Source organism: Prosthecomicrobium sp. N25, from assembly GCF_037203705.1.
GTDB lineage: Bacteria > Pseudomonadota > Alphaproteobacteria > Rhizobiales > Ancalomicrobiaceae > Prosthecodimorpha.
This window is the reverse complement of record NZ_JBBCAT010000003.1, coordinates 22337-44253: the sequence shown is the minus strand read 5'-3', so window position 1 is coordinate 44253 and position 21917 is coordinate 22337. Positions and strand designations below refer to the sequence as shown.

At 67.6% G+C, this 21917-nt stretch carries 24 protein-coding genes, 1 tRNA gene and 1 pseudogene; 17 read left to right on the top strand and 9 right to left on the bottom strand.

The window, feature by feature from the left end:
- Nucleotides 1-47: 47 nt before the first annotated feature.
- Nucleotides 48-1541, bottom strand: a complete 1494-nt coding sequence (locus WBG79_RS19330; RefSeq protein ID WP_337358853.1) for an MFS transporter — start codon at nt 1539-1541, stop codon at nt 48-50.
- Nucleotides 1542-1670: 129 nt separating this feature from the next.
- On the opposite strand from WBG79_RS19330, the gene WBG79_RS19325 reads away from it, so the two are divergent.
- Nucleotides 1671-2582 carry a LysR family transcriptional regulator gene (locus WBG79_RS19325; RefSeq protein WP_337358852.1) on the top strand — a complete coding sequence of 304 codons (912 nt, stop codon included), beginning with the start codon at nt 1671-1673 and terminating at the stop codon, nt 2580-2582.
- 13 nt (nt 2583-2595) lie between these two features.
- Nucleotides 2596-3083: pseudogene (locus WBG79_RS19320) on the top strand (IS3 family transposase); the annotation flags it as partial.
- A gap of 268 nt (nt 3084-3351) precedes the next feature.
- Here WBG79_RS19320 and WBG79_RS19315 read toward each other — a convergent pair.
- A tRNA-Ile gene (locus WBG79_RS19315) sits at nt 3352-3427 on the bottom strand.
- A gap of 235 nt (nt 3428-3662) precedes the next feature.
- On the opposite strand from WBG79_RS19315, the gene WBG79_RS19310 reads away from it, so the two are divergent.
- Together WBG79_RS19310 and WBG79_RS19305 are read left to right on the top strand one after the other, a co-directional pair.
- On the top strand, nt 3663-4427 hold the full coding sequence (locus tag WBG79_RS19310) for an SIMPL domain-containing protein (RefSeq protein ID WP_337358851.1): 765 nt from the start codon (nt 3663-3665) through the stop codon (nt 4425-4427).
- 195 nt (nt 4428-4622) lie between these two features.
- Nucleotides 4623-5036, top strand: a complete 414-nt coding sequence (locus WBG79_RS19305) for a septal ring lytic transglycosylase RlpA family protein (protein WP_337358850.1) — start codon at nt 4623-4625, stop codon at nt 5034-5036.
- Between the two features lie 192 nt (nt 5037-5228).
- Here the strand turns inward: WBG79_RS19305 and WBG79_RS19300 are convergent, their stop codons facing one another.
- Complete coding sequence (locus WBG79_RS19300; RefSeq protein ID WP_337359379.1) at nt 5229-5639, bottom strand: acyl-CoA thioesterase; 411 nt, start codon at nt 5637-5639, stop codon at nt 5229-5231.
- A gap of 235 nt (nt 5640-5874) precedes the next feature.
- Here WBG79_RS19300 and WBG79_RS19295 point away from each other — a divergent pair, with 235 nt between their 5' ends.
- Nucleotides 5875-6399: a DUF1993 domain-containing protein gene (locus WBG79_RS19295; protein ID WP_337358849.1), complete on the top strand. Its 525-nt coding sequence runs from the start codon at nt 5875-5877 to the stop codon at nt 6397-6399.
- A 16-nt stretch (nt 6400-6415) separates the two neighbouring features.
- Here WBG79_RS19295 and WBG79_RS19290 read toward each other — a convergent pair whose 3' ends face one another.
- The 3 genes from WBG79_RS19290 to WBG79_RS27660 all read right to left on the bottom strand — a co-directional run bounded on the left by WBG79_RS19290 (nt 6416) and on the right by WBG79_RS27660 (nt 7814).
- On the bottom strand, nt 6416-6991 hold the full coding sequence (locus tag WBG79_RS19290) for a Uma2 family endonuclease (RefSeq protein WP_337358848.1): 576 nt from the start codon (nt 6989-6991) through the stop codon (nt 6416-6418).
- A gap of 38 nt (nt 6992-7029) precedes the next feature.
- On the bottom strand, nt 7030-7323 hold the full coding sequence (locus WBG79_RS19285) for an HlyU family transcriptional regulator (protein WP_337358847.1): 294 nt from the start codon (nt 7321-7323) through the stop codon (nt 7030-7032).
- Between the two features lie 101 nt (nt 7324-7424).
- Nucleotides 7425-7814, bottom strand: a complete 390-nt coding sequence (locus WBG79_RS27660) for a TFIIB-type zinc ribbon-containing protein (RefSeq protein ID WP_443147490.1) — start codon at nt 7812-7814, stop codon at nt 7425-7427.
- A gap of 207 nt (nt 7815-8021) precedes the next feature.
- Between WBG79_RS27660 and WBG79_RS19275 the strand changes: the two genes are divergently transcribed.
- The 4 genes from WBG79_RS19275 (at nt 8022) to WBG79_RS19260 (ending at nt 14182) form a co-directional block, all read left to right on the top strand.
- A complete protein-coding gene (locus WBG79_RS19275; protein ID WP_337358846.1) occupies nt 8022-8372 on the top strand; it encodes a hypothetical protein in 351 nt (116 codons plus the stop codon).
- A 183-nt stretch (nt 8373-8555) separates the two neighbouring features.
- Nucleotides 8556-10499 carry a DNA primase gene (gene dnaG, locus WBG79_RS19270; protein WP_337358845.1) on the top strand — a complete coding sequence of 648 codons (1944 nt, stop codon included), beginning with the start codon at nt 8556-8558 and terminating at the stop codon, nt 10497-10499.
- Between the two features lie 351 nt (nt 10500-10850).
- Nucleotides 10851-12854 (top strand): RNA polymerase sigma factor RpoD, encoded by a 2004-nt coding sequence (gene rpoD / locus WBG79_RS19265; protein ID WP_337358844.1) that lies wholly within the window; start codon nt 10851-10853, stop codon nt 12852-12854.
- A 1115-nt stretch (nt 12855-13969) separates the two neighbouring features.
- On the top strand, nt 13970-14182 hold the full coding sequence (locus WBG79_RS19260; RefSeq protein WP_337358843.1) for a hypothetical protein: 213 nt from the start codon (nt 13970-13972) through the stop codon (nt 14180-14182).
- A gap of 101 nt (nt 14183-14283) precedes the next feature.
- Here WBG79_RS19260 and WBG79_RS19255 read toward each other — a convergent pair whose 3' ends face one another.
- Entirely contained in the window at nt 14284-14487 is a 204-nt protein-coding gene (locus tag WBG79_RS19255; protein WP_337358842.1) for a hypothetical protein, read from the bottom strand.
- Between the two features lie 399 nt (nt 14488-14886).
- Here WBG79_RS19255 and WBG79_RS19250 point away from each other — a divergent pair, with 399 nt between their 5' ends.
- On the top strand, nt 14887-16038 hold the full coding sequence (locus WBG79_RS19250) for an AI-2E family transporter (protein WP_337358841.1): 1152 nt from the start codon (nt 14887-14889) through the stop codon (nt 16036-16038).
- Between the two features lie 193 nt (nt 16039-16231).
- On the opposite strand, the gene WBG79_RS19245 is transcribed toward WBG79_RS19250, so the two are convergent.
- Entirely contained in the window at nt 16232-16690 is a 459-nt protein-coding gene (locus tag WBG79_RS19245) for an Rrf2 family transcriptional regulator (RefSeq protein ID WP_337358840.1), read from the bottom strand.
- Nucleotides 16691-16902: 212 nt separating this feature from the next.
- Between WBG79_RS19245 and ccoN the strand changes: the two genes are divergently transcribed.
- Genes ccoN through WBG79_RS19210 form a run of 7 tightly spaced genes read left to right on the top strand, consistent with a single transcriptional unit; the run spans nt 16903 to nt 21529 of the window.
- The gene (gene ccoN, locus WBG79_RS19240; RefSeq protein WP_443147496.1) at nt 16903-18543 is read left to right on the top strand and encodes a cytochrome-c oxidase, cbb3-type subunit I; all 1641 of its coding nucleotides are present in this window, start codon (nt 16903-16905) and stop codon (nt 18541-18543) included.
- Nucleotides 18544-18546: 3 nt separating this feature from the next.
- Nucleotides 18547-19299: a cytochrome-c oxidase, cbb3-type subunit II gene (gene ccoO / locus WBG79_RS19235; protein ID WP_337358839.1), complete on the top strand. Its 753-nt coding sequence runs from the start codon at nt 18547-18549 to the stop codon at nt 19297-19299.
- Nucleotides 19300-19310: 11 nt separating this feature from the next.
- Entirely contained in the window at nt 19311-19484 is a 174-nt protein-coding gene (locus tag WBG79_RS19230) for a cbb3-type cytochrome c oxidase subunit 3 (RefSeq protein WP_337358838.1), read from the top strand.
- Nucleotides 19475-20356, top strand: a complete 882-nt coding sequence (gene ccoP / locus WBG79_RS19225; protein ID WP_337358837.1) for a cytochrome-c oxidase, cbb3-type subunit III — start codon at nt 19475-19477, stop codon at nt 20354-20356. Before WBG79_RS19230 ends, ccoP begins: the two co-directional genes overlap by 10 nt.
- Nucleotides 20353-20544 (top strand): hypothetical protein, encoded by a 192-nt coding sequence (locus tag WBG79_RS19220; RefSeq protein ID WP_337358836.1) that lies wholly within the window; start codon nt 20353-20355, stop codon nt 20542-20544. Before ccoP ends, WBG79_RS19220 begins: the two co-directional genes overlap by 4 nt.
- Nucleotides 20545-20555: 11 nt before the next feature.
- Nucleotides 20556-21398, top strand: coding sequence for a DUF2189 domain-containing protein (locus tag WBG79_RS19215; RefSeq protein ID WP_337358835.1), 843 nt, complete (start codon nt 20556-20558; stop codon nt 21396-21398).
- Nucleotides 21398-21529, top strand: a complete 132-nt coding sequence (locus WBG79_RS19210; protein ID WP_337358834.1) for a hypothetical protein — start codon at nt 21398-21400, stop codon at nt 21527-21529. The genes WBG79_RS19215 and WBG79_RS19210 overlap by 1 nt, the downstream gene beginning before the upstream one ends.
- A 95-nt stretch (nt 21530-21624) precedes the next feature.
- Here the strand turns inward: WBG79_RS19210 and WBG79_RS19205 are convergent, their stop codons facing one another.
- Complete coding sequence (locus WBG79_RS19205; RefSeq protein WP_337358833.1) at nt 21625-21915, bottom strand: copper-binding protein; 291 nt, start codon at nt 21913-21915, stop codon at nt 21625-21627.
- Between the last annotated feature and the right edge of the window lie 2 nt (nt 21916-21917).

The window sequence follows — 21917 nt, the reverse complement described above, 5'->3', positions numbered from 1 at the left end:
CACTCTTTAACGGCAGTGCAGCTCTGCAACTCTCCAGCCACCCGGATTCAGCCTGACTTGCTTCGCGCGGCAAGTGGAAGCGCCTTATCCGGTCTATGCAGCATTCGTAGTCCAGCTTTTCGGTGCTGCGGAGAACCCGCCCACCGCGCAGCGGCGACCAGCACGGCGGTGCCGGTGGCCACTGCGGCGGCGCCGAAGGTCAGGCTCGTGCCGTACGCGACCGCAGCGGCGCCGGCAGACGGATCCTGTGCAAGCCCCGAGGCCATGGCGAAGAAAGCGGCCGCTCCGGAGGCGCCGGCCAGGAGGCCGATATATCGCGTCAGATTGAGCAGGCCCGAGACCGACCCGCGCCGGTCCGCTTGGGCGCTGCCCATGATGGCCGTGTTGTTGGACGCCTGTAGCAGGGCATAGCCGGCGGTGAGCACCACGAGAGGGACGAGGTAGCCGGCCAGTCCCGAGGCCACCGGCGACGCGGCCAGGAGGGCCGCGCCCAGGGTCATGGCGGCGAGACCCCCGATGGTCATCGCGGGCGGGCCGAAGCGGTCCGTCAACCACCCCGCCGGCCGACCCGCCAAGGCCGAGACGATCGGCCCGGCCGACATGGCCATGCCGGTCAGCGGCGGGTCGAGGCCGAGTGCGCGCGAGAGGTGGAAGGGTCCGACCACCAGGGTCGCCATCATGACCATGGAGACCAGCGCATTGAGGGCCAGGCCCTGCGCCAGGACCGGATCGCGCAGGAGCGCGAGCGGAATGACCGGCACGACGGCACGGGATTCGATCCTGAGCAGCAGCGCCAGACCGGCCGCGCAGATGACAAGCAGAGGGATGGCGGCCTGCGCCGTGGCGGTCGTCGCGAAGCAGAAGGCGGCGAGGGTCAGGCCCAGCGTCACGGCGCCCGCCGCATCGAACCGCGTCTGTGTCCCCGCCACAGCGGCGGCGTCCCGCGGCAGGGTCCGGGCCACGAGGCCGAGGGCCGCGAAAGCGATCGGAACGTTGACCAGGAAGACGGCTGGCCAGCCCACGCTGGCGATCAGCCATCCTCCGAGCGCCGGACCGAACGCCGTGCCGGCGGCCGAGATCGCCCCCATGGTTCCCATAACGCGTCCTATCCGCTCCTTCGGAACTACCTCGCTGACGAAGGCGAGGGCCAGCGCCAGCATCGCGGCGGCCCCGGCACCCTGGATCGCCCGGGCGCCGACGAGGAGCGCGAAGGACGGCGCCGCCCCCGAGATCGCCGATCCGACCGCGAACAGGATCAGACCCGCCATCAGGACTCGCCGCCGCCCGAAGCCATCACTGAGCGCGCCCGCAATGACGATCAGGACGACGATCGCCAGGAGATAGGCGAGCACCACCCATTGCACGGCCGCGAAAGGCACCGCGAACGCCGCGCTCAGTGTCGGCAGCGCGACATTCGCCGAACTGGTGCCGATCGAGGCCAGCAGGACAGACAAGGCGAGCCCCCCGAACTGCAAGGACGCGGCGGCCGTGCCTTGGCTCTCGGCGATGTCTGGAACGGGGTCGGCATGGGTCGTGGTCATGATTGCGCCTCTGGGTGGTTCTGCCTCGCCTCTTGTAGTGCCGCGGCTGATGAGGCGGAACGCGCAGCAATTGCAGGAAATAGCTGCATGGAACGCCGTATCAAATGCGGGTGTGCTAGATTGCGGTGCATGCCGCTTCCCGATCTGAACCTGCTCGTCGCACTCGACGTCCTGCTCGCCACCGAGAGCGTGGCTGTGGCGGCCGAGCGCCTTCGCCTCAGCCCGTCGGCCATGAGCCGGACGCTCGCGCGGCTCAGGTCCGCGACGGGCGATCCTCTCCTGGTCCGTGCCGGACGCCGGCTCGTCCCGACACCCCGCGCGCTCGCCCTGCGGGATCGCATCGCGCCCCTCCTGCAGGACGCTGCAGACTTGCTCCGACCTGAACGCCCGGTCGATCCCCGGGCGATCGAGCGCGCCTTTACGATCAGGACCCGGGACGGCTTCGTGGAGACGTTCGGGGCCCCGCTCGTCGCCGCGCTCGCCGACGAGGCTCCGGGTCTGCGCCTCGACTTCGTCTTGAAGTCGGAGCGGGACAGCACGCCACTCCGGGAGGGCACGGTCGATCTCGAGACGGGGATCGTGGGGCCCGTGCTCGGTCCGGAGCTCAAAGCGCAGGCGCTGTTCAGGGATTGCTTCGTTGGCGCGGTCAGGGCGGGTCACCCGCTCGCCGCCGGGACGATCGACGTTGCGGGCTATGTGGCGGCCGGTCACGTCCATGCGGGGCGCCCGGGCGCACCGCCTGGTCCGGTCGACGACGCGCTGGCGGCGGTCGGTCACAGGCGGCGCATCGCGGTGGTCGTCTCGGGTTTTTCGGCTGCGCTCATGATGGCCCGGGGGTCCGACCTCGTCGCGACGGTGCCCGAGCGCCATACGACGAGCCTGCGGCACGGCATGGCCACCCTTGCCCTGCCGTTCCCGCTCGACCCGATGACCATCTCGCTGATCTGGCATCCCCGCATGGACGCCGATCCTGCCCACCGATGGTTGAGACAGCGCTTCAGGCAGATCTGCCTGGATGTCATCCAGGATGGGTTCAACTGACGGGCTCGTCTTGAACGCCAAGCTGGAGAGGCTGGTTGCCGACCTCTCCCTCGACAAGGAATGGTGCAGGATTCGTTCGCCGAAAAATCCGAGGCCTGGTCGCAAGCGCAAGCTCGTCGACACGGTGCGGGGGTGTATGGGGCGTGTCGATCCAGCGAGCCTGCCGGATCCTCGCCCTCGACAGGTCTACCTTCCACTACCGCTCGCGTCGGGCCGGTCCGAAGGCTCGCATCCGGGAGATCTGTGCGACGCGCGTCCGGTACGGCTACAGGCGTCCAGGTGCTGCTCCAGCGCGAGGGATGGCAGGTGAAACACAAGAGAACGTACCTGCTTTGCAGGGAGTTGGAACCTCAGCTCCGGTACAAGGTGCCGTAGCGGCGGGTCAGGGCAAAGCTTCGGGACGACCGAAAGCCGGCATGCCGTCCCAACGACGTCTGGGTCATGAACTTCCTCTACGACCAGCTCGCCCGTGTCTGTTTGAACGGTGAGAAGCTGAGAGTGCGGGATGGAGCCCTTCCCCCGAGGGTCTGGAGCCCGTGCGGGAGCAAGGGTCCATTCCTCTTCTTGGCTGACCTGAACAGTTGCTTGGGACGCGACCCACAGATCAGGAAAGAACAAATCGCGATCCGAGACACTGGCTTGGATTGGGCCGATCCATTCCCCCGATCAGCGGCCCATGGAGACCCGCTCTAACCGCCTGCCTGGCCGTGTTACCGCGGCTCCGGCAATCTCCATCTGGAATTGACACATCAGAGAATACTCGTGTGCGTGGTGGGCCCGGCAGGACTCGAACCTGCAACCAGACCGTTATGAGCGGCCAGCTCTAACCGTTGAGCTACGGGCCCGTCGCGTGCCTTCCACCGTCAAGGTTGCGGCGCGATTGGGTGGTCGGTCACTAGCACCCCGGAGGAACGGGGACAAGCGCGCCACGATATGGACATGATCCGCCGTATGGTAAAAAGATCATCACGGCGGAGTGAAGTGAGTATCCGCATGAAACAAAACGCGTTTTTACCGGAGCCGGCTCACTGTGCCGGGCTCCGGGCGGGTCGTCGGGCCGAGCGGGAAGGGGTTGCGGCGATGCCGTTACGGTATCTGCGGCGGCGCTTTTTCTCAGGGTCCGGCAGCCTGGCCACCGCGCTCGCAGCCGTGATGCTCACCGGGGTGCTCGCGCTCCGCGTGCAACCGGCCGAGGCCGCCGAGCCGGTCTCGCCCTCCCTGACGATCACGGGGCGCGGCGAGGTCACGGCGGTGCCGGACGTAGTGCGCTTCACCATCGGGGTGGCGACCGAGGCGCGTACCGCCGGGGAGGCCCTGGCGGAGAACTCGAAGGCCGTGTCGGCGGTGGTCGCCGAGGCCGAGGCGCTGGGCATCGACAAGCGGAAGATCTCGACGGCCCGCCTCCTCGTCCAGCCGGTCTACGCCAGCCGGAAGGTGAACGGGCGCGAGGTCCAGGAGGTTTCCGGCTACGCGGTCACCAACGCGCTGTCGCTGGAGATCTCGCCGGTGGCCAAGGCCGGATCGGTGATCGACCGGCTCGTCGGCAAGGGCGCAAACACCATCGATAGCATCGCGTTCGAGGTCAGCGATGCCGACGCGCGGCTCGACGAGGCGAGGACCTCGGCCGTCAAGGCCGCCCGGGCGCGGGCGGAACTCTACGCGGCGGCGGCCGGCGTTCGGCTCGGCCGTGTCCTGGAGATCCGGGAAACTTCGCGCGAGATGCCGATGCCCCGCATGCGGCCGATGGCGAGCAAGGCCGCTGCGCCCCCGATCGAAGCCGGCGAGGCGACGCTCGGCGCGGAGGTCGACGTGACCTTCGAGATCCTGCAGGGATCATCCCCCTGACCTGAACCGTTCGATCATCCCGGACCGAACCGGCCGCCGCGGGCGGCGGATCGGCCCGGATGTGCCGCGGGCACGCCGTTTGGCGCGCTCATCACCACAACCGCAAGCTAGGACAACGGACTAGGGGCAATCAAAACTCGAGCTGATCGGAAAATCGCGGTTCGAGGCCCATTCAACCCATCGGAGAACCGACACGTGAACACTGCTCTGACGACGGCGCGCGCCCCGCGCGTCCCCCGCACCCTCGTCGCGATCCTCGGCCTCGGCCTCGCAGCGACCTCAGGCGGTTCCGCTCTCGCCGACACCGTCGGCGTGGCTTCCTTCTACGGCGGCAGCCACCACGGCGGGCCGACCGCCTCGGGCGAGCGATTCAACCAGAACGCCATGACGGCCGCCCACAGGACCTACCCGATGGGAACACGGGTGAAGGTCACCAATCTCTCCAACGGCAAGGCCGTTCTCCTCCGCATCAACGATCGCGGCCCCTTCGTGCGCGGCCGGATCATCGACGTGAGCCGCGGCGCCGCCGCCCAGCTCGGCTTCATCGGCAGCGGCGTCGCCAAGGTGCGTGTGGAGCGGGTCGGCGACATGACCGTCGCCCAGAACTGAGGATTTCCGTCTCGATATAGTCCCGACGCGGCTGGCACCGTGAAGGGATGAGGTATCGGACGGCGCTGCAAGCCGTCCGATCCACAACGCGACAGGTGCGGGCGGGTTCCCGAGGGAGCTCGCCTGCACCGAACCTTATCGCGGCCGGACCCCGCAGGCCTTCGGCTCCGGCCGTGCGTGCCCGCCGGCCGCTCAGTCGGCCTTCGGCGGAACGGGGCGGGGCCGACGGTCCTCGTCGATTGCCACGAAGGTGAAGGTGGCGTCCGTGACCTTCTCCCGATGATTGGTCATGAAGCGGCGCGCCCAGGCCTCGATGTGGATCTTCATCGAGGTGCGGCCCACGGTCTCGACCTCGGTATAGACGCAGAGGACGTCGCCCACCTTGACCGGGCGGATGAAGGTCATGGCATCGACCGCGACCGTGACGACGCGGCCCTGCGCCCGCTCCACGCCGGCGATGCCGCCGGCCTGGTCCATCTGGCTCATCACCCAGCCGCCGAAGATGTCCCCGTTGGCGTTGGTGTCGCCCGGCATCGCGATGGTGCGGACGGTCAGGTCGCCGCGCGGCTGGTCGACGGCAGGGGCAGCGGTCTCGGCGGCCATGGACAAGGGACACCCTCGGAAAGGATTTCGGAACCGGGCAGGGCCCGGAGAGGTCGGCATCGGCTCGCGCCCGCCGGCGGGCGGGACCGATCGTGCCGGCGAGGTTATCACGCGCCGGGGGGCGGGCAAGGTTGCGGCCCTTCGCCTCCGGCCGGCGCCGTGGACGGGGGCGACCGCGCGCGGTAGGACAGGCTCCCGCGCCGGCCGATCGCCGGACCCGCCCGAGAGGATTTCCATGTCGCTCAGCCTGCACACCGCGTCCGTGCCCGTCTTCGTCCGCTCGCTGGAGGCGCTCTCCGCCATCCTCGACAAGGCCGCGGCCCATTGCGTGGCGAAGAAGATCGACCCTGCGGTGCTCGGCGCCACCCGGCTGATCCCGGACATGTTCGCGCTGTCGCGGCAAGTGCAGATCGCTTGCGACTTCGCCAAGAACGGCGCGGCGCGGCTCGCCGGGGACGAGGCCCCGAAGTACGACGACACGGAGAAGACGATCGAGGAGCTGAAGGGCCGGATCGAGAGGACCGTCGCCTTCGTGAAGGGCCTGGAGCCGTCCGCGGTCGATGCGGGCGCGGGCCGCGAAATCGTGTTCCCGGTCGGCCCCAACCAGATGAAGATGCCGGGCGAGGCCTACCTTCTCCATTTCGTGATGCCGAACTTCCACTTCCACCTTTGCATGGCCTACGCGATCCTGCGCCAGGCCGGCATCGACATCGGCAAGCGCGACTTCATGGGTGCCGTCCCGGATCTCCGGCCCGCCTGAGGTCTGCGGCGGAAGGTCAGGTCTCCGGCAGGTCGGCCATCCGGACCTTGAACCCGGGGATCAGCGCCGCCGTCAGCTCCACGGCCGCCGGGTAGATGCGGACGGAGGCGTAGCCGGTACCCGCGGGCTCCCGGTGGACGTGCGTCTCCCGGGACTGGGCGTCGACGACCCAGTATTCCCGCACGCCCTCGGCGGCGTAGAGGGCGGGCTTGCGGCCGAGGTCGTAGCCGAGGCTCGAGTCCGCGACCTCGATCACCAGGAGCGCTTGCGGGCCTTTCACCTCGGCGAAGCCGAGGCGCGCGGGGAAGACCAGGTAGTCGGGCTCCAGATAGAGGAGCTCGGAGAGCGTCCAGCCCGGCTCCGGGATGAAGGTGAAGCCGGCCGGGAGCGCAAGCGCGAGGTGAAGGTTGAGGTGCTGTTTCAGCACCTCGTGGCGGATGCCCTTGGCGGCCATCGGGAAGAGCTCTCCGGCGACGACCTCGATCCGCTCGTCCTCGCCGACGATGCCGGCCTCGACCATGCGGAAGAGGTCCGACACCGTGAAGGCGCGGCGGACGCGACCGTCGGCGGAGAGGATGGTCCTTGCGTTCATGCCCGGAAGAGTAGCGCGTGCCGGCTCGCCTGGCGAGATCAGTCGAAGACGCGGTCGCCGCGCTCGTCGATCACCTGGCGGGCCTTGCGAAAGGTCATGTCCACGGCGTCGTCCTTGGAGGCGAAGCGATCGGCGCGGATGAAGCGGTGCTCGCGCCGGACGCCGTCGACCTCCTTGGAGATGACGCCGCAGACCTGGTGCTGGCCGCCCTCGACGAAGGGCGTCGCCTCGATGGTGAAGCCGTTGTGCTCCTGCCGGCCGGCGGGCTTGGCGGGAGCCTGACCACCCTCCGCGCCGCCGCCGAGGCCGAAGAGCTTCTTGAAGAACGACATGGTGATCTCCGCGATGGCCGGCCGTGCCGGCGCCGGCCCCGAAGCTACGGCCGGCCGACGCCGGGGGGAAGAGCCTTGCCGCCGCCTGGGCGTCGGGCGCTTCAGTCGAAGTCGAAGATCTCGCCGAGGATGGACTTCTTGCGGGGGGGATGGTGATGGCTCCCACCGTAGCGCGGGTCGTATCCCGCGTGGCGGCGGCGGTCGTCGTCATCGTCGTCGTCACGGTAGCGTGGCGCGTCGTAGCCGCGGGGCGCGTCGTAGCCGCGAGGAGCGCCTCCCGGCGGGGGGAAGCCGCCGCCACCGAAGGTCGGCGTTCCGGCCGGCGCGGCGGGCGGGGAGGGGGGCGGGGCGGCCTGCGGCGAGGCCCGCTCGATGATCTTGTCCAGTTCGCCCCGGTCGAGCCACACGCCGCGACACTTGGGGCAGTAGTCGATTTCGATGCCCTGGCGGTCCGCCATGACCAGGTTCTCGCCGTCGATGGGGCACTTCATGAGGTCGCGTCTCCCGTTCGGGTTCACGTCGGCGCGGCCGACTGTCAGGTTTTCGTCACATGACATAGGGTGCCGCAAGCTTCTCAGCAATGCCGCGCGGCGGCGGGGGCGCCGGGCGAGGAGGCGAGGGCCCGTTCGCATTCGGCCGGGTCCCGGCGGGAACGATTCGCGTCGCTTCGCGTGACTCAGAGGCAAAGGAGCCTTGTCATGAGTTCCAGTTCAACGGCGTATCCGGCCCAGCTCCACCTCGTGGTCGCCGAGTTCGGCCGCTACGGGATCTCCATCCCCGAGACGGATATCAGCGATCCGGACGTGATCTATGTCGATCGCGTGGCCAGCCGGATCGCGGCGGGCGACGTCGTCGCCCTGCAGGTCTTCCGTTTTGATCCGGTCGCGCTGACGGTGGCCGATGTGAGCGAGGAGATGGCCGAGGAGGCGCTGAAGCGGGCGCGCCTGCGCGGCGGCATTTCTCCGGAGGGCGCCGAGTATGTCGCTCGCCACCTGGGGTCCGAAGCCCTCGACGACATCCCGATCGCCCGGCCGAGTTGGGCGGCGTGATGGAGAGGAGGACAGTCCTGGCCGTCACGGTCGCGGCCGCCGGGGCCCTGGCCTTCGCGGCCGTGCTGCTGCTCGCCCTGCCGGACTGAGAGGCGATCGACCTCTTGCCCGGGGGCGGCGCCGAGGGCGGGGGGCGTGATAGCTTTTGCTGCACCACGTGCCTCGATCCGCTACAGTCCGGCCATGAAGTTCCCCCCCGCCCTTCTCGACGAGATCCGCGCCCGGCTGCCCGTCTCCGACGTGGTCGGCCGGCGCGTGCGCCTGAAGCGGCAGGGGCGGGAGTTCGCGGGGCTGTCGCCCTTCAACCCCGAAAAGACGCCGTCCTTCTTCGTCAACGACCAGAAGGGCTTCTACCACTGCTTCTCGTCCGGCAAGCACGGCGACATCTTCCGCTTCCTGATGGAGACCGAGGGACTGAGCTTCCCCGAGGCGGTGGAGCGGCTCGCCCAGGACGCCGGCGTGTCGCTGCCCAAGCCCGACCAGCGCGAGGTTGTGCGCGAGCGGCACCGGGCGAGCCTCGCCGACGTGGTCGAGATGGCGGCGCAGTTCTTCCAAGACACGTTCCGGCTGAATCAGGGTGCGCCGGCGCGCGCCTATGCGGAGCGGCGGGGGCTGCGGGCGGAGACCTTGAAGGAGTTCCGCGTCGGCTACGCCCCGGCCGAGCGGGACGCGCTGAAGCGGCACCTCGTCGGCAAGGGGGTCGACGAGCCGTCCATGCTCGACGCCGGCCTCGTCATCAAGCCGGACGACGGGCGCCCGTCCTACGACCGGTTCCGCAACCGGCTGATCATCCCCATCCATGACGAGCGCGGGCGCGTCGTCGCCTTCGGCGGCCGGGCGATCGCGGCGGAGGACCAGCCGAAATACCTGAACTCTCCGGAGACCGAGCTCTTCCACAAGGGCCTGATGCTGTTCAACGCCCACCGGGCTCGGGCGGCCGCCCACGAGAGCGGGCAGGTCGTGGTGGTCGAGGGCTACCTGGACGCGATCGCGGTCTACCAGGCCGGCATCAAGTCCGTGGTCGCCACGCTCGGCACCGCCTTCACGGAGGACCAGATCCAGCGCCTGTGGCGGTATGCGGCCGAGCCGGTGGTCTGCTTCGACGGCGACCGGGCGGGCATCCGGGCCGCCCACCGGGCGGTCGACCGCATCCTGCCGCAGCTGAAGAGCGGCTTCTCCTTCAACTTCTGCTTCCTCCCGGATGGCAAGGACCCGGACGAGATCGTCGCGCTCGGCGGCCGCGAGGCCTTCCTGGCGGAGATCCAGCGGGCGGTGCCGCTGGCGGAGGTCCTGTGGGAGCGGGAGACGACCGGCGCCACGATCGACACGCCGGAGCGCAAGGCGGCGCTCGAGAAGCGGCTCGAGGATCTCACCTCGGAGATCAAGGACGCCCGCGTCCAGAAGGGCTACAGGCTGCGCTACCGGCTGCGGCTGTCGAACCTGTTCTGGCAGAGCGAACGGGCCGAGCGCGGCGCCCCGACCCGGGCGCCCGGGGCCGCCGCCCCGGCGCTGCAGGCGGACGGGGAGCTCGCCGGCATCGAGCGGATCGTGCTCGGGCTGTCGATCGAGTATCCGGACATCTTCGAGGGTGCGGCCGACCGCATGCTCGACCTCGACTTCGGCATCGAGCCGCACGAACTGTTCAAGCGCGAGCTGACGCGCATCGCCACCGAGTTCGAGGACCGCTCGCCCTCGACCTTCTACCGGGGCATCGACCAGCGCTTCTATTTCCTCATGAAGGAGATCCACGGCGAGGACGTGGTCGATCCGGACGGCCGGGTGGTGACCGGCCGGGGCCATCGCCTGCGCGAGCGCTTCCCCATCCTGAAGTTCCATCCGCCGGAGGACTATGTGGTCCGCTGCCTCTGGCACTTCCTCGACCGGATCGAACTGAAGGCGATGGAGCGCCACCTTGACCAGGAGGTGACCAACGTCGGCCCGGACGCGGACGAGACGGTCGAGACGCGCATCCTGGAGCTCTCCCGCGAGGTGGTCCGGCGACGGGAGGAATACGCCCACCGGGAGCAGGAACTGGCCGAGGAGGCCAAGCTCATCCGCGCGGCCTTCGGCGGCCCCGAGAAGGGCGCAGCCCCGGTCTTCGCGCCGCCCCAGGGGGTGCGGCGGTAGGGGGAACCCATCGCCGGCGGCACGAGGCCGGCTCTGACGCCCTGTCCCATCGCGGCACGAATCACCCTTGCGGAATCGGAATCACCCGCTAAATAACGACGCTCCGATCCTTCCGCCGAAAATGGCCGGCCGAGGGGTCGTCCCTATTGTCTAACCGTACGGGCGCTTTAGCTAATCGGGACCGGCACGAGAAGGCCCCCCAGGGTGCGCGGGGAGGGGCACGGTTAAGCGTGGTTTAAGCGGACGGCTGGTATCGACGGGACATACGTGAGGGCCTCGGCGCCGGATCTTTCCGGAACCGCGGTCCGGCCGGGCAGGACCGCCCGGTGGCATCTCAGGAGAGTGGATTACATGGCGACGAAGGCTGCCGAGCAGGAAGAGACCGAGGCCCAGGCCCCCGAGACTCAGGACGGTCCGCTTCTCGATCTCTCGGATGCCGCCGTCAAGCGGATGATCAAGTCCGCGAAGAAGCGCGGCTTCGTCACCTATGACGAACTGAACGACGTGCTTCCCTCCGAGGAGGTCACCTCCGAGCAGATCGAGGACATCCTCGCGATGCTCAACGAGATGGGCATCAACGTCATCGAGACCGACGAGGTCGAGGACGCCGAGGGCGGCGAGAAGGAAGCCGCGGCCGGCGATGAGGAGGTCGAGGGCGGAGACCTGGTCGAGGCGACCTCGACGGCCCCGGCGCTCACCAAGGCGGCCCGCGAACCGGCCGACCGCACCGACGACCCGGTGCGCATGTACCTGCGCGAGATGGGCTCGGTGGAGCTCCTGTCGCGTGAGGGCGAGATCGCCATCGCCAAGCGCATCGAGGCCGGCCGCGAGGCGATGATCGCAGGCCTCTGCGAGAGCCCGCTGACCTTCCAGGCCATCATCATCTGGCGCGACGAGCTCAACGAGGGGAAGATCCTCCTCCGCGACATCATCGACCTGGAAGCGACCTATGCCGGCCCGGACGGCAAGGCGCCGGCGATCGGCGGCCCGCCGATGGTGCCGGCCGAAGAGGCGGAGGCCCCCGGCGCCGAGGGCGAGATGGCCGAGGGCGATCTCGGCGAGGACATGGACGACGACATGGAGGGCAACGTTTCGCTGTCCGCCATGGAGGCCGAGCTGAAGCCGAAGGTCGTGGAGACCTTCGACCGCATCGCCGACCAGTACAAGAAGCTGCATCGCCTGCAGGAGCAGCTCGTCGAGGGCGCGCTCAAGAACGAGACGCTGTCGCCGTCCCAGGAGCGCCGCTACAAGAAGCTCAAGGACGACCTGATCGGCGACGTGAAGAGCCTGTCGCTCAACCAGGTGCGCATCGACAGCCTCGTCGAGCAGATCTACGACATCAACAAGCGGCTGATCGGCTTCGAGGGCCGGCTCCTGCGGCTCGCCGAGTCCTACGGGGTGTCGCGCGAGGATTTCCTGCGCAACTACCAGGGCTCGGAGCTCGATCCGCACTGGCTGCGCCGGGTCGCCAACCTGGGCACGCGCGGCTGGCGCGAGTTCGTCAAGTCGGACTCCGACACGATCAAGGACCTGCGCCAGGAGATCCAGACCCTCGCCACCGAGACGGGACTGGAGATCACCGAGTTCCGCCGCATCGTCCACATGGTGCAGAAGGGCGAGCGCGAGGCCCGGCAGGCCAAGAAGGAGATGGTCGAGGCGAACCTCCGCCTCGTCATCTCGATCGCCAAGAAGTACACGAACCGCGGCCTGCAGTTCCTGGACCTGATCCAGGAGGGCAACATCGGCCTGATGAAGGCGGTCGACAAGTTCGAGTACCGGCGCGGCTACAAGTTCTCGACCTACGCCACCTGGTGGATCCGGCAGGCGATCACCCGCTCGATCGCCGACCAGGCGCGCACGATCCGCATCCCGGTCCACATGATCGAGACGATCAACAAGATCGTCCGCACCTCGCGCCAGATGCTGCACGAGATCGGCCGCGAGCCGACCCCGGAGGAGCTGGCCGAGAAGCTCGGCATGCCGCTCGAGAAGGTGCGCAAGGTCCTGAAGATCGCCAAGGAGCCGATCAGCCTCGAGACGCCGATCGGCGACGAGGAGGACAGCCACCTCGGCGACTTCATCGAGGACAAGAACGCGATCCTGCCGATCGACGCGGCGATCCAGTCGAACCTGCGCGAGACGACGACGCGCGTGCTCGCCTCGCTGACCCCGCGCGAGGAACGCGTGCTGCGCATGCGCTTCGGCATCGGCATGAACACCGACCACACGCTGGAAGAGGTCGGCCAGCAGTTCTCGGTCACCCGCGAACGCATCCGCCAGATCGAGGCGAAGGCGCTCAGGAAGCTGAAGCACCCGAGCCGCTCGCGGAAGCTCAGGAGCTTCCTCGACAACTGAGGCGTTTTCCCTAAGCATTTGGCTGGCTGTGATAAACACCCCGATCGCGCCACGAATGATGCGGTCGGGGTAACACCCGGGCAGCAGCGAGATAGAACTCGACCCCGAGCGCGACGACGCAGCCCCTGCTCAGGCCGGACCCGGCGCTCGCGGCCGCCGCCCCTCTATGCCTCCGAGTAGGAACTCGCGCTCCTGATCCTTGGTCCCGCTGGGGCCAGGAACTGGCAGGCGATCGCCTTCGTCCTCGAAGAGCGCGGCCTGCCCAAGATCAACCCGCTGATGGGTGTCGATACCTGCCCGCAGTTCGCGCGTTCCTGGACCAGCTTCACGGCGTGGACGACGCGTATCCGGCCGCCGACGCCGCCTCGAAGGAGAACTGGGCCTGGCCTGAGGCGCGACGAGCGAAGCGGTAATCCTGGCCCCGGGGTGGGGTACTCCTGTCGGGAGGGGGGTCAAAATTCGGCGCGCTCGTCGCGTGCTCCTGCCCCCTGCGCATAATTCTGTCCCTAAATTCTGGTGCCGTTACGTCAATCACTTGAGGCGTAAGGCTCGAATTTTTTTGGCCTGCAAGAGTTCGGCCCCACATCGTCCAACTGAGATTTTTTTGAAGTCGAAAACTTTCGGTCTCGCTGCTCGGCAGCGCTACCTGATCTCTCCAACAGCAGCGGCACGATGCCGGCGGGCTGTTGGTCCTCATCGGCGACGAGGTCGCTGGACGCCGCCGGCACTACGGCTTCGTCGTCATCGACGGGCATCGTCGAGGCCACACAATGCCTCTAGATCGTTGAGCGTCGGCGGTAAACGAGATCGAGGCAGCGATGCGGCGGCGGCTGAGGCGGAGAGGATAGGCGAGCGGGACGCCGATAGGGACGCCGCACGTTTCGTAGATTGGTTCTGGGCTCGTTTTGGAAAACCAGCGGCATAGCCGAAGCCTCTTGGTTGTTGCCGGAACAAACCGGCTTGACCGACCCCCTGTAGCTTGTGACGGACGCGGACAGGGGAGGGCCGGGCTAGCGCACATGCCATGCCGGAAGGGTAAAGCCCCGCTCACGATTGACAGGTATGTGGGTCTTACTGCAGGTAAGAACGGGAGCAACAGGTCGAGGAAGTGCGATATGAAAATTCTCTTTGCGGGCGCGCTGGCCGTTGCCGCCGTCGTGACGTTCTCAGCCCCGGCTTCGGCTGAGAAGTATTGCAACAAGCACGGCGAGTGCGTGAAGGCTCCGCGTCCTGGTTACGTGGTTGTGGCTCCGCCTCCAGTCTATATCGCCCCAGCCCCGGTGATCGTGAAGGAGAAGAAGCCCGACGTCGTCATCAAGGTGAAGTGACGCGTCCGAATGTAGCGGGTCCGGTCTATTCCGGGCCTGCTTCTGCGTCGACCGTCTCATTGCCCGGACTGCCCAATCGGCAATTGCCGCTCGTGGGTCATTCACTGCCAGCGCGTTCGCTCACGCCAACCCCAAGTCGGTCGGCGCGTCGCCCACTCGTCGATGCCGAACCAGCGCACGACCGCCCGGAAGAAGTCCACAAGGAACCATTCCTCGCCGCCGATTACGAGCCAGTAGTAGTTGACGTCGGCGAGCATGTGGTCCCCGGACCATCCCGACCAGGTCTTCGGGATGCGGCCTCCCATCCAACATCACCCTTCCCTCAATCGTATAGAGGCCGTACGTATTCATGGCGTAGAAGCCGTAGCCGGGCTCGTCGCTGTAGCTGACCATGGGGCCGCAGTGTTCGCCGGCGCGCCCAGGGCGGCGCCTGGGGCGACGTTGGTGAACACGCGCCGGGTCACGTCCATGGAGATGTGCGGATAGAGGTAGACGTAACCCTCGATCGCGATCTGTAACGCCTCCGCATCGCTCAGCGCGGCGGAACGAGTGCAATGCGACTTATAAAGCTCAGATCAACAATCAGAAGTGATGTGCCCAAGATGGTCTCCCATCCGGGATGTATGCCGGCATGATCGGCCGTAACCGAGTATGTAGTCGCCTGTATCCCACCTTGTCCGTTCTGAGAGGGTCGGACTCCAGCTATGCTGCTCGCCAGAGGGACTGGCATGCGAACTCAGGACGATAAGGCACTCACGCTGTTGCTCCTCGCCGTGTCGCTCGCCTTCCTGTGGGTGCTCTGGCCGTTCTCGGACGCCATTCTCTGGGGTGGCGTCGTGGCGATCGTGTTCGCGCCGCTCTATCGGTGGCTCCTGGTTCGGACCGGGCAGAGGCGCACGCTGGCGGCTCTGGCGGCAGTCACGATCATCGTGCTCATCGTCATCCTCCCAATCGCGCTCATCGGCCTTTCCCTGGTGCAGGAGGCGATCGACCTCTACGGAAAGACGCAGTCGGGAGAGATCAACTTCCAGCAATTGTCCCAACGCGTGTTCGATGCCCTCCCGACCTGGCTCGGAAACCTCCTCGACCGGTTCGGCCTGACCAACCTCAAGGCCGTGCAACTGCGTGTGTCGGCCGGGATGGTGAAAGCGAGCGAGTCCATCGCGACCTGGGCCTTGAGGTCCGGCCAGAGCACGTTCAACGTAGTCGTCGACATCGGCGTCATGATCTACTTGCTGTTCTTCATGATACGGGACGGCGACGCGCTGATCAGTCGCGTGCAGCGGGCGATGCCCCTCAGTGCGGAGCATCAGCGGGAGCTGCTGGGCAAGTTCACCGTCGTCATCCGCGCGACCGTCAAGGGCGATCTTCTCGTGGCCGCGTTGCAGGGCGCACTCGGTGGACTGATGTTCTGGTTCCTGGGAATTCATGCGCCGGTGTTGGGCGCCGTCCTCATGGCATTCCTGTCCCTGATGCCCGCCGTCGGTGCAGCCCTGGTCTGGATGCCGGTTGCCATGTACCTGCTCGTGACCGGATCGGTCTGGCAGGGCGTGACCCTGATCCTGTACGGCGCGCTGGTGATCGGCTCGACCGACAACATACTGCGCCCTCTTCTGGTCGGCAAAGACACGCAGATGCCCAACGTCATCGTGCTGATTTCCACGTTGGGCGGCATCGCCAGCTTCGGTTTGAACGGGTTCATCCTCGGACCCGTGATCGCCGCGATGTTCGTGGCCGTCTGGGAGCTCTTCTTTCCGTCCGCTCCGCTCCTGCAGCCGACCTCCGGTCGGGCTCGCGATCACCAACGCAGATCCCTGGGTCGACCGGGCCCCGGGACAAGCGAGCACGCGCCCTGAAGTTCAGGCTCGCCCGGCAACTGACCGGGCGAAACGATCGTCGCTGCAAGGCCCGCTCCGGCGGGCCTTTCAACGCCGCCTCAGGCGGCGAGGAGGCGCTTCACCTCCGCCTCGAAGGCGAAGCGGAGCTGGCGCGCCTCGTCCTCCGGGAGCCAGCGGGACATTTGCGGAAAGGGGCATTTGGCAACCCGCTCTACGCGAGAGGTTGCGCCGGCTCGGGGGTGTCCAGGCCCAGGCGCTCGCGAAGGCCGCGGCGCTCGGCCACGACGTCCCGAAGGGTCACGCCGTCCAGTTCGGCGAAGAAGGCCTCCATGGCGCGGTCGAGCGCCGCAGTCAGGCCGCAGGCGCCCACCAGGACGCAGCCTTCCGGCTTGCTGCCCTGGCAGGCGACCAGGGCGAGCGGTTCCAGGTCCCGCACGACCCGGCCGATCCTGATCTGGGCCGCGGGCCGGGCGAGACGGAGCCCGCCGGAGCGCCCGCGAACACCGTCGACCACCCCGATGCCGGTCAGCGACCGGGCGATCTTCATGAGGTGGTTCTTCGGCAGGCGATGCCGTCTGGCCAGCTCCTCGATGGTGACGAGCCGCTCCCCGGCGACGGCGAGGGACATCAGGATCCTCAGCGCGAAATCCGTGTGCAGGGTCAGACGCATCGAGTCCTCAAAAATACGTATGGTCGCCGCGCTCGATGGGCATTAAAGATGCATCCTAGATACCTCAAATCCGCTCGGCGGAACAGGGTGCGCGGTGCAATGGTTCGTTATGGCTCGAATCCTGTCCTCCGCTCGGGGTGCCCGGTCGTCCGGACCCGCCGCCGGCGGTGCCACCTTCCAGAGACGATCGTGAATCCATGGGGACCCGCCAGATGATCGCGAGCTTCACTTCGTCCGAGCGGCAGACGGCCTTCGCGATCACGGTCGCGGTCGGGCTGGCCGGCTTCGCGATGACGGTGCTGGGACGGGCCGACCTCCTCGGCGTGCATGGCGCGATCGTGATGATCTTTGCCGGCGCCGTGCTCATCCCCGTCATGGGCGCGTTCTACGGCCCGGAACCGACCGAGGACCGGGCGGCCTCCTATTACGACGACCCCATCAAGGCCGGAATCGTCCTGTCCATGGTCTGGGCGGTCTTCGGCATGTTCATGGGCGTCTGGGTCGCCGCGCAGCTCGCGTGGCCCGAACTCGCCTTCGACGCCGCCTGGTCCGGCTTCGGGCGGTTGCGGCCCACGCACACCACCGGCGTGATCTTCGGCTTTGGCGGCAATGCCTTGATCGCGACCTCGTTCCACGTCGTCCAGCGCACGTCGCGCGCGCGCCTGGCCGGGCAGATCAGTCCCTGGTTCGTCCTGCTCGGGTTCAATCTCTTCTGCGTGCTCGCCGTCTCCGGGTACCTGCTGGGGATCACGCAGTCGAAGGAATATGCCGAGGCGGAGTGGTACGCCGACATCTGGCTGGTGATCGTGTGGGTCACCTACTTCCTTCTCTACATCGCCACGATCGCGAGGCGGAAGGAGCCGCACATCTACGTCTCGAACTGGTACTTCATGGCCTTCATCCTGGTGGTCGCGGTGCTTCACATCGTGAACAACCTCGCCCTCCCGGTCTCCTGGGGTCATGCCAAGAGCTACACGATCTGGCCCGGCGTGCAGGACGCAATGGTCCAGTGGTGGTACGGGCACAACGCGGTGGCCTTCTTCCTCACGGCCGGCTTCCTCGGCATGCTCTACTACTACCTGCCGGTCAGGGCGCAGAGGCCGATCTTCTCCTACCGGCTGTCGATCCTGAGCTTCTGGGGCATCACCTTCTTCTACATGTGGGCCGGTTCCCACCACCTGCACTACACGGCCCTGCCGCAGTGGGTGCAGACGCTCGGCATGACCTTCTCGGTGATGCTGCTGGTCCCGTCCTGGGCATCGGCCGGCAATGCGCTGCTCACCCTCAACGGGGCCTGGCACCGCGTGAGGGACGACGCGACCTTGCGCTTCATGATGGCGGCCGTCGTCTTCTACGGGCTCTCGACCTTCGAGGGGTCCTTTATGGCGATCCGGCCGGTCAATTCGCTCAGCCACTACACCGACTGGACCATCGGCCATGTCCATGCGGGCGCCCTGGGGTGGGTGGCGCTCATCACGTTCGGGTCGCTCTATACGTTGGTGCCGTCGCTCTGGAAACGCGAGCGAATGTATTCGTCGACGCTCGTCGAGGTTCATTTCTGGCTCGCGATCGCCGGGATCCTGATCTACATTTTCGCGATGTGGAACTCCGGCATCATCCAGGGGCTGATGTGGCGGACTTATACAGAGGAGGGCGCACTAGCCTATTCGTTTGTGGACTCGCTGGTCGCCATGTACCCCTATTACATCGCGCGTGCTTTCGGGGGACTGCTCTTCCTCATCGGGGCGGTGGTCGGGTGCTACAATATGTGGATGACCGTTCGCGCCGTGCCGATAGCGGCGGAGCGGAAAAGCGACATCCCCGTCGGCGCCGCGGCCGTGGCGGGAGAGTGACGCATGCCCGAACTGTTGCACCGCAAACTCGAGCGCTCCGCCATCGGCTTCGTGGTCGCGATCCTCGCCGCCGCGAGCGTGGGCGGCATCGTCGAGATCGCCCCCCTGTTCACCATCCACGAGACGGTCGAGCCGGCACCGGACATGCGGGTCTACACGCCTCTCGAACTCGCGGGTCGGAACATCTACGTCCGCGAGGGCTGCTACTCGTGTCACAGCCAGATGATCCGCACGCTGCAGGACGAAGTGGAGCGCTACGGCCCCTATTCGCTCGCCGTCGAATCGAAATACGACCGGCCGATGCTGTGGGGGTCCAAGCGGACAGGTCCAGACCTCGCCCGCATCGGGGGGAAATACTCGGACCTGTGGCACGTCGCCCATCTCACGAACCCGCGCGACGTGGTGCCGGAATCCAACATGCCGGCCTACCGCTGGCTCGCCCGAACGCCCCTCAGGACGGACGACCTGTCCTTGCACCTGGCCGCTCAGCGGGCCTTGGGCGTGCCCTACACCGACGACATGGTGAAGAATGCCGCCCGGGATGCCTTCGGGCAGGCCACCCCCGAGACCGACTACGCGAGCGCCGTCGTCAAGCGCTATGGCGAGGAGACGCAGGTGAGCGCCTTCGACGGCGTGACGACCCAGGTCACCGAGATGGATGCCCTCGTCGCCTATCTCCAGGTCCTGGGGCGGCTGACGGGCGCCGCCTACAAGAACACGAACGCCCCCGAGCGGAAGCCCGACCCGAAGAACTGAGGCAGAACGGCATGCCCGACCTCGATCACGACACGCTCGTCGCCATCTCCAAGAGTTGGGGCCTCTTCTACATGATGGGGTTCTTCCTCTGCGTCGTCGCCTACGCGTTCTGGCCGAGGAACCGAGAACGGTTCCGCCAGGCGAAGACGAGCATCCTCGAGCGGAACGACGAACCATGGCGGTGAACGAGCGCGATCCGGTCACCGGCCGCGAGACGACCGGGCACGAGTGGAACGGGATCAAGGAGCTGGACACGCCCGTGCCCCGCGGCGTCCTGATCTTCCTGATCGTGACGCATCTCTGGGCGATCGCCTGGTGGTTCGTCGTCCCGGCCTGGCCGCTCGGGACGACCTACACGAAGGGGCTCCTCGGGGTCGACCAGAAGACGACGGTGGAGGCGCGGCTGGCCGACGGCCTTCGGCAGCGCGCCTCCTGGACGACCCGGCTGGAGACCGAGCCCTACGACTCCCTCCTCGCCGACGAGGCTCTGATGCGCACGGTCCGGCGCACCGGGCGCCAGCTCTTCGGCGACAATTGTGCGGCCTGCCATGGCCGGGATGCCAAAGGGGGTACCAACTATCCCAATCTCACGGACGACGACTGGCTGTGGGGCGGCGGGCCCGACCTGATCGAACAGACCCTGAGGGTTGGGGTCAACACCGCCCATCCCGAGAGCCGGGTCGGGCAGATGCCGGCCTTCGGCCGCGAGAGGATGCTCGACCGCGACCAGGTGCGCAACGTCGCCGCCTACGTCTACTCGCTGACGCACCCGGACTTCTCCACGCCGCAGACCGTCGCCACCATCGAGGCCGGCAAGGAGGTGTTCGCGACCACCTGCACGCCCTGCCACGGCGACGACGCGAAGGGCAACCGGGAGGTCGGGGCTCCGAACCTGACCGACGCCTATTGGATCTACGGCGGCACGCTCGACACCATCATCGCCTCCGTGCACGGGGGGCGTCGCGGCCACATGCCGACGTGGGACGAGCGTCTGACCAAGGCCGAGATCCGGGCCCTCGCGCTCTACGTCCACGACCTCGGCGTCAAGCGGCCATGATCGAACGCATGCGCGCCCGTCCGCCCATACGCTGGCTGCCCTGGCTGATCCTCGCGTCGGCTCTGCTGGTCGTCGGCGCCCATGCGCATCTCGTCTATGTCGCCGTTCGTTCGCAACCGGATTGCGTCGCCCATCTGAAGGCGAGGGACGACGGCCGAGGCTATCGCGCCGCCATGCCGGCGTGCTGAAGGAGGGGGACGTGAGCGAGACCGACAGATCCTACTGGCTCTTGAGCGAGACCTCCGGCATCGGCGAGACGCGCGACCCTCGCCTCCAGCGGGATCTGCCCGTGCTGGAGGGTCTGCGCTGGCTCGCCGCGGGCTGGCAGGACTTCAAGGCCGGCCCGATGCCCAGCCTCGCGTATGGCGGCGCGGTGTTCGTGCTTTCGGTCGCGTTCGTCTGGACCCTCGTGGCGTTCGGGCGCGACTACATTCTCTTCCCGGCCCTCGCCGGATTCCTGATCGTCGCGCCCTTCCTGGCGATCGGCCTCTACGAGAAGAGCCGCACGCTCGGCGAAGGACGGGCCATCGGCTTCCGGTCGATGGTGCGCGTCCGCCCGCGCGCCGGTGCCCAGATCTTCTTCGCGGGCCTGCTCCTCTGCCTGCTCGTGCTGCTGTGGACGCGGGCCGCGGTGCTCCTGTGGGCGCTCTTCTTCGGCGTCACGGCCTTCCCGGGCCTCGATCACGTCGTCGGCATCCTGTTCGGCACCGCGTATGGATGGACCATGGTCGTGGTCGGAACCGCCATCGGCGGCCTGTTCGCGGCCTTCGCGTTCGCGATCAGCGTCTTTGCCGTGCCGATGCTGCTCGACCGCCCCGTCGATGCGCTCACGGCCATGGGCACCAGCATGAAGCTCGTCTGGAACAACCTCCCGGTCATGATCGCGTGGGGAGCGATCGTGCTCGCCCTGTTCGCCCTCTGCGTCGCCACCGGGCTCCTCGGGATGATCGTCGTCTTCCCGCTGCTGGGTCATGCCACCTGGCACGCCTACAAGGCCGTCGCGGCTCCGATCCGTCCCGATGAACCGGACGGAGGCCTGTGATGCGCCGGAACTCCGATCGTCCCTTCGATTGGGTGGCTCGACTGGCCTTCGCGTCGGGGATGGCCGTCATCGTGCCAAGCCTCGCCGCCCTGGCCTTGGCTCTGGCCACGGTCGTCTTCTGGCTCCTCTAGGCGAGCGCGGCATGGCGGCCGGGCCCCCTGACCGGTCCCGACGAGGTCTCGCCGCCGAGGCCGGTCGGCGAGCCCCGAAGGGACCGATCCGGCCGTCACTTCCCCTTTTCGATCGCCGTGACCGTCAGGGCGCCGTTGACTCGGTCGGCGCTGAACCTGACCTTGTCGCCGGCCTTGACCTTGGTCAGGAAGGCCGGGTTGGCAACCTGGAACACCATCGTCATCGGCGGCATCTCCAGCGTCTTGATCTCCTCGTGCTTGATGGTGATCTTCTTGGCGCCGGGATCGACCTTGGTGACCTGGCCGTTGACGAGCGAATCCTGGGCGGCGGCGGGTTGCGAGAGGGCGAGGATCAGGGCGGCGGCGGAGGCGAACTTCGCGAGCATGG

Coding starts and splice junctions, on each gene's coding strand:
- WBG79_RS19330 (WP_337358853.1), bottom strand. CDS start 1,541: ATGACCACGACCCATGCCGACCCCGTTCCAGACATCGCCGAGAGCCAA.
- WBG79_RS19325 (WP_337358852.1), top strand. CDS start 1,671: ATGCCGCTTCCCGATCTGAACCTGCTCGTCGCACTCGACGTCCTGCTC.
- WBG79_RS19310 (WP_337358851.1), top strand. CDS start 3,663: ATGCCGTTACGGTATCTGCGGCGGCGCTTTTTCTCAGGGTCCGGCAGC.
- WBG79_RS19300 (WP_337359379.1), bottom strand. CDS start 5,639: ATGGCCGCCGAGACCGCTGCCCCTGCCGTCGACCAGCCGCGCGGCGAC.
- WBG79_RS19295 (WP_337358849.1), top strand. CDS start 5,875: ATGTCGCTCAGCCTGCACACCGCGTCCGTGCCCGTCTTCGTCCGCTCG.
- WBG79_RS19290 (WP_337358848.1), bottom strand. CDS start 6,991: ATGAACGCAAGGACCATCCTCTCCGCCGACGGTCGCGTCCGCCGCGCC.
- WBG79_RS19285 (WP_337358847.1), bottom strand. CDS start 7,323: ATGTCGTTCTTCAAGAAGCTCTTCGGCCTCGGCGGCGGCGCGGAGGGT.
- WBG79_RS27660 (WP_443147490.1), bottom strand. CDS start 7,814: ATGAAGTGCCCCATCGACGGCGAGAACCTGGTCATGGCGGACCGCCAG.
- WBG79_RS19275 (WP_337358846.1), top strand. CDS start 8,022: ATGAGTTCCAGTTCAACGGCGTATCCGGCCCAGCTCCACCTCGTGGTC.
- dnaG (WP_337358845.1), top strand. CDS start 8,556: ATGAAGTTCCCCCCCGCCCTTCTCGACGAGATCCGCGCCCGGCTGCCC.
- rpoD (WP_337358844.1), top strand. CDS start 10,851: ATGGCGACGAAGGCTGCCGAGCAGGAAGAGACCGAGGCCCAGGCCCCC.
- WBG79_RS19260 (WP_337358843.1), top strand. CDS start 13,970: ATGAAAATTCTCTTTGCGGGCGCGCTGGCCGTTGCCGCCGTCGTGACG.
- WBG79_RS19255 (WP_337358842.1), bottom strand. CDS start 14,487: ATGGGAGGCCGCATCCCGAAGACCTGGTCGGGATGGTCCGGGGACCAC.
- WBG79_RS19250 (WP_337358841.1), top strand. CDS start 14,887: ATGCTGCTCGCCAGAGGGACTGGCATGCGAACTCAGGACGATAAGGCA.
- WBG79_RS19245 (WP_337358840.1), bottom strand. CDS start 16,690: ATGCGTCTGACCCTGCACACGGATTTCGCGCTGAGGATCCTGATGTCC.
- ccoN (WP_443147496.1), top strand. CDS start 16,903: ATGATCGCGAGCTTCACTTCGTCCGAGCGGCAGACGGCCTTCGCGATC.
- ccoO (WP_337358839.1), top strand. CDS start 18,547: ATGCCCGAACTGTTGCACCGCAAACTCGAGCGCTCCGCCATCGGCTTC.
- WBG79_RS19230 (WP_337358838.1), top strand. CDS start 19,311: ATGCCCGACCTCGATCACGACACGCTCGTCGCCATCTCCAAGAGTTGG.
- ccoP (WP_337358837.1), top strand. CDS start 19,475: ATGGCGGTGAACGAGCGCGATCCGGTCACCGGCCGCGAGACGACCGGG.
- WBG79_RS19220 (WP_337358836.1), top strand. CDS start 20,353: ATGATCGAACGCATGCGCGCCCGTCCGCCCATACGCTGGCTGCCCTGG.
- WBG79_RS19210 (WP_337358834.1), top strand. CDS start 21,398: ATGCGCCGGAACTCCGATCGTCCCTTCGATTGGGTGGCTCGACTGGCC.
- WBG79_RS19205 (WP_337358833.1), bottom strand. CDS start 21,915: ATGCTCGCGAAGTTCGCCTCCGCCGCCGCCCTGATCCTCGCCCTCTCG.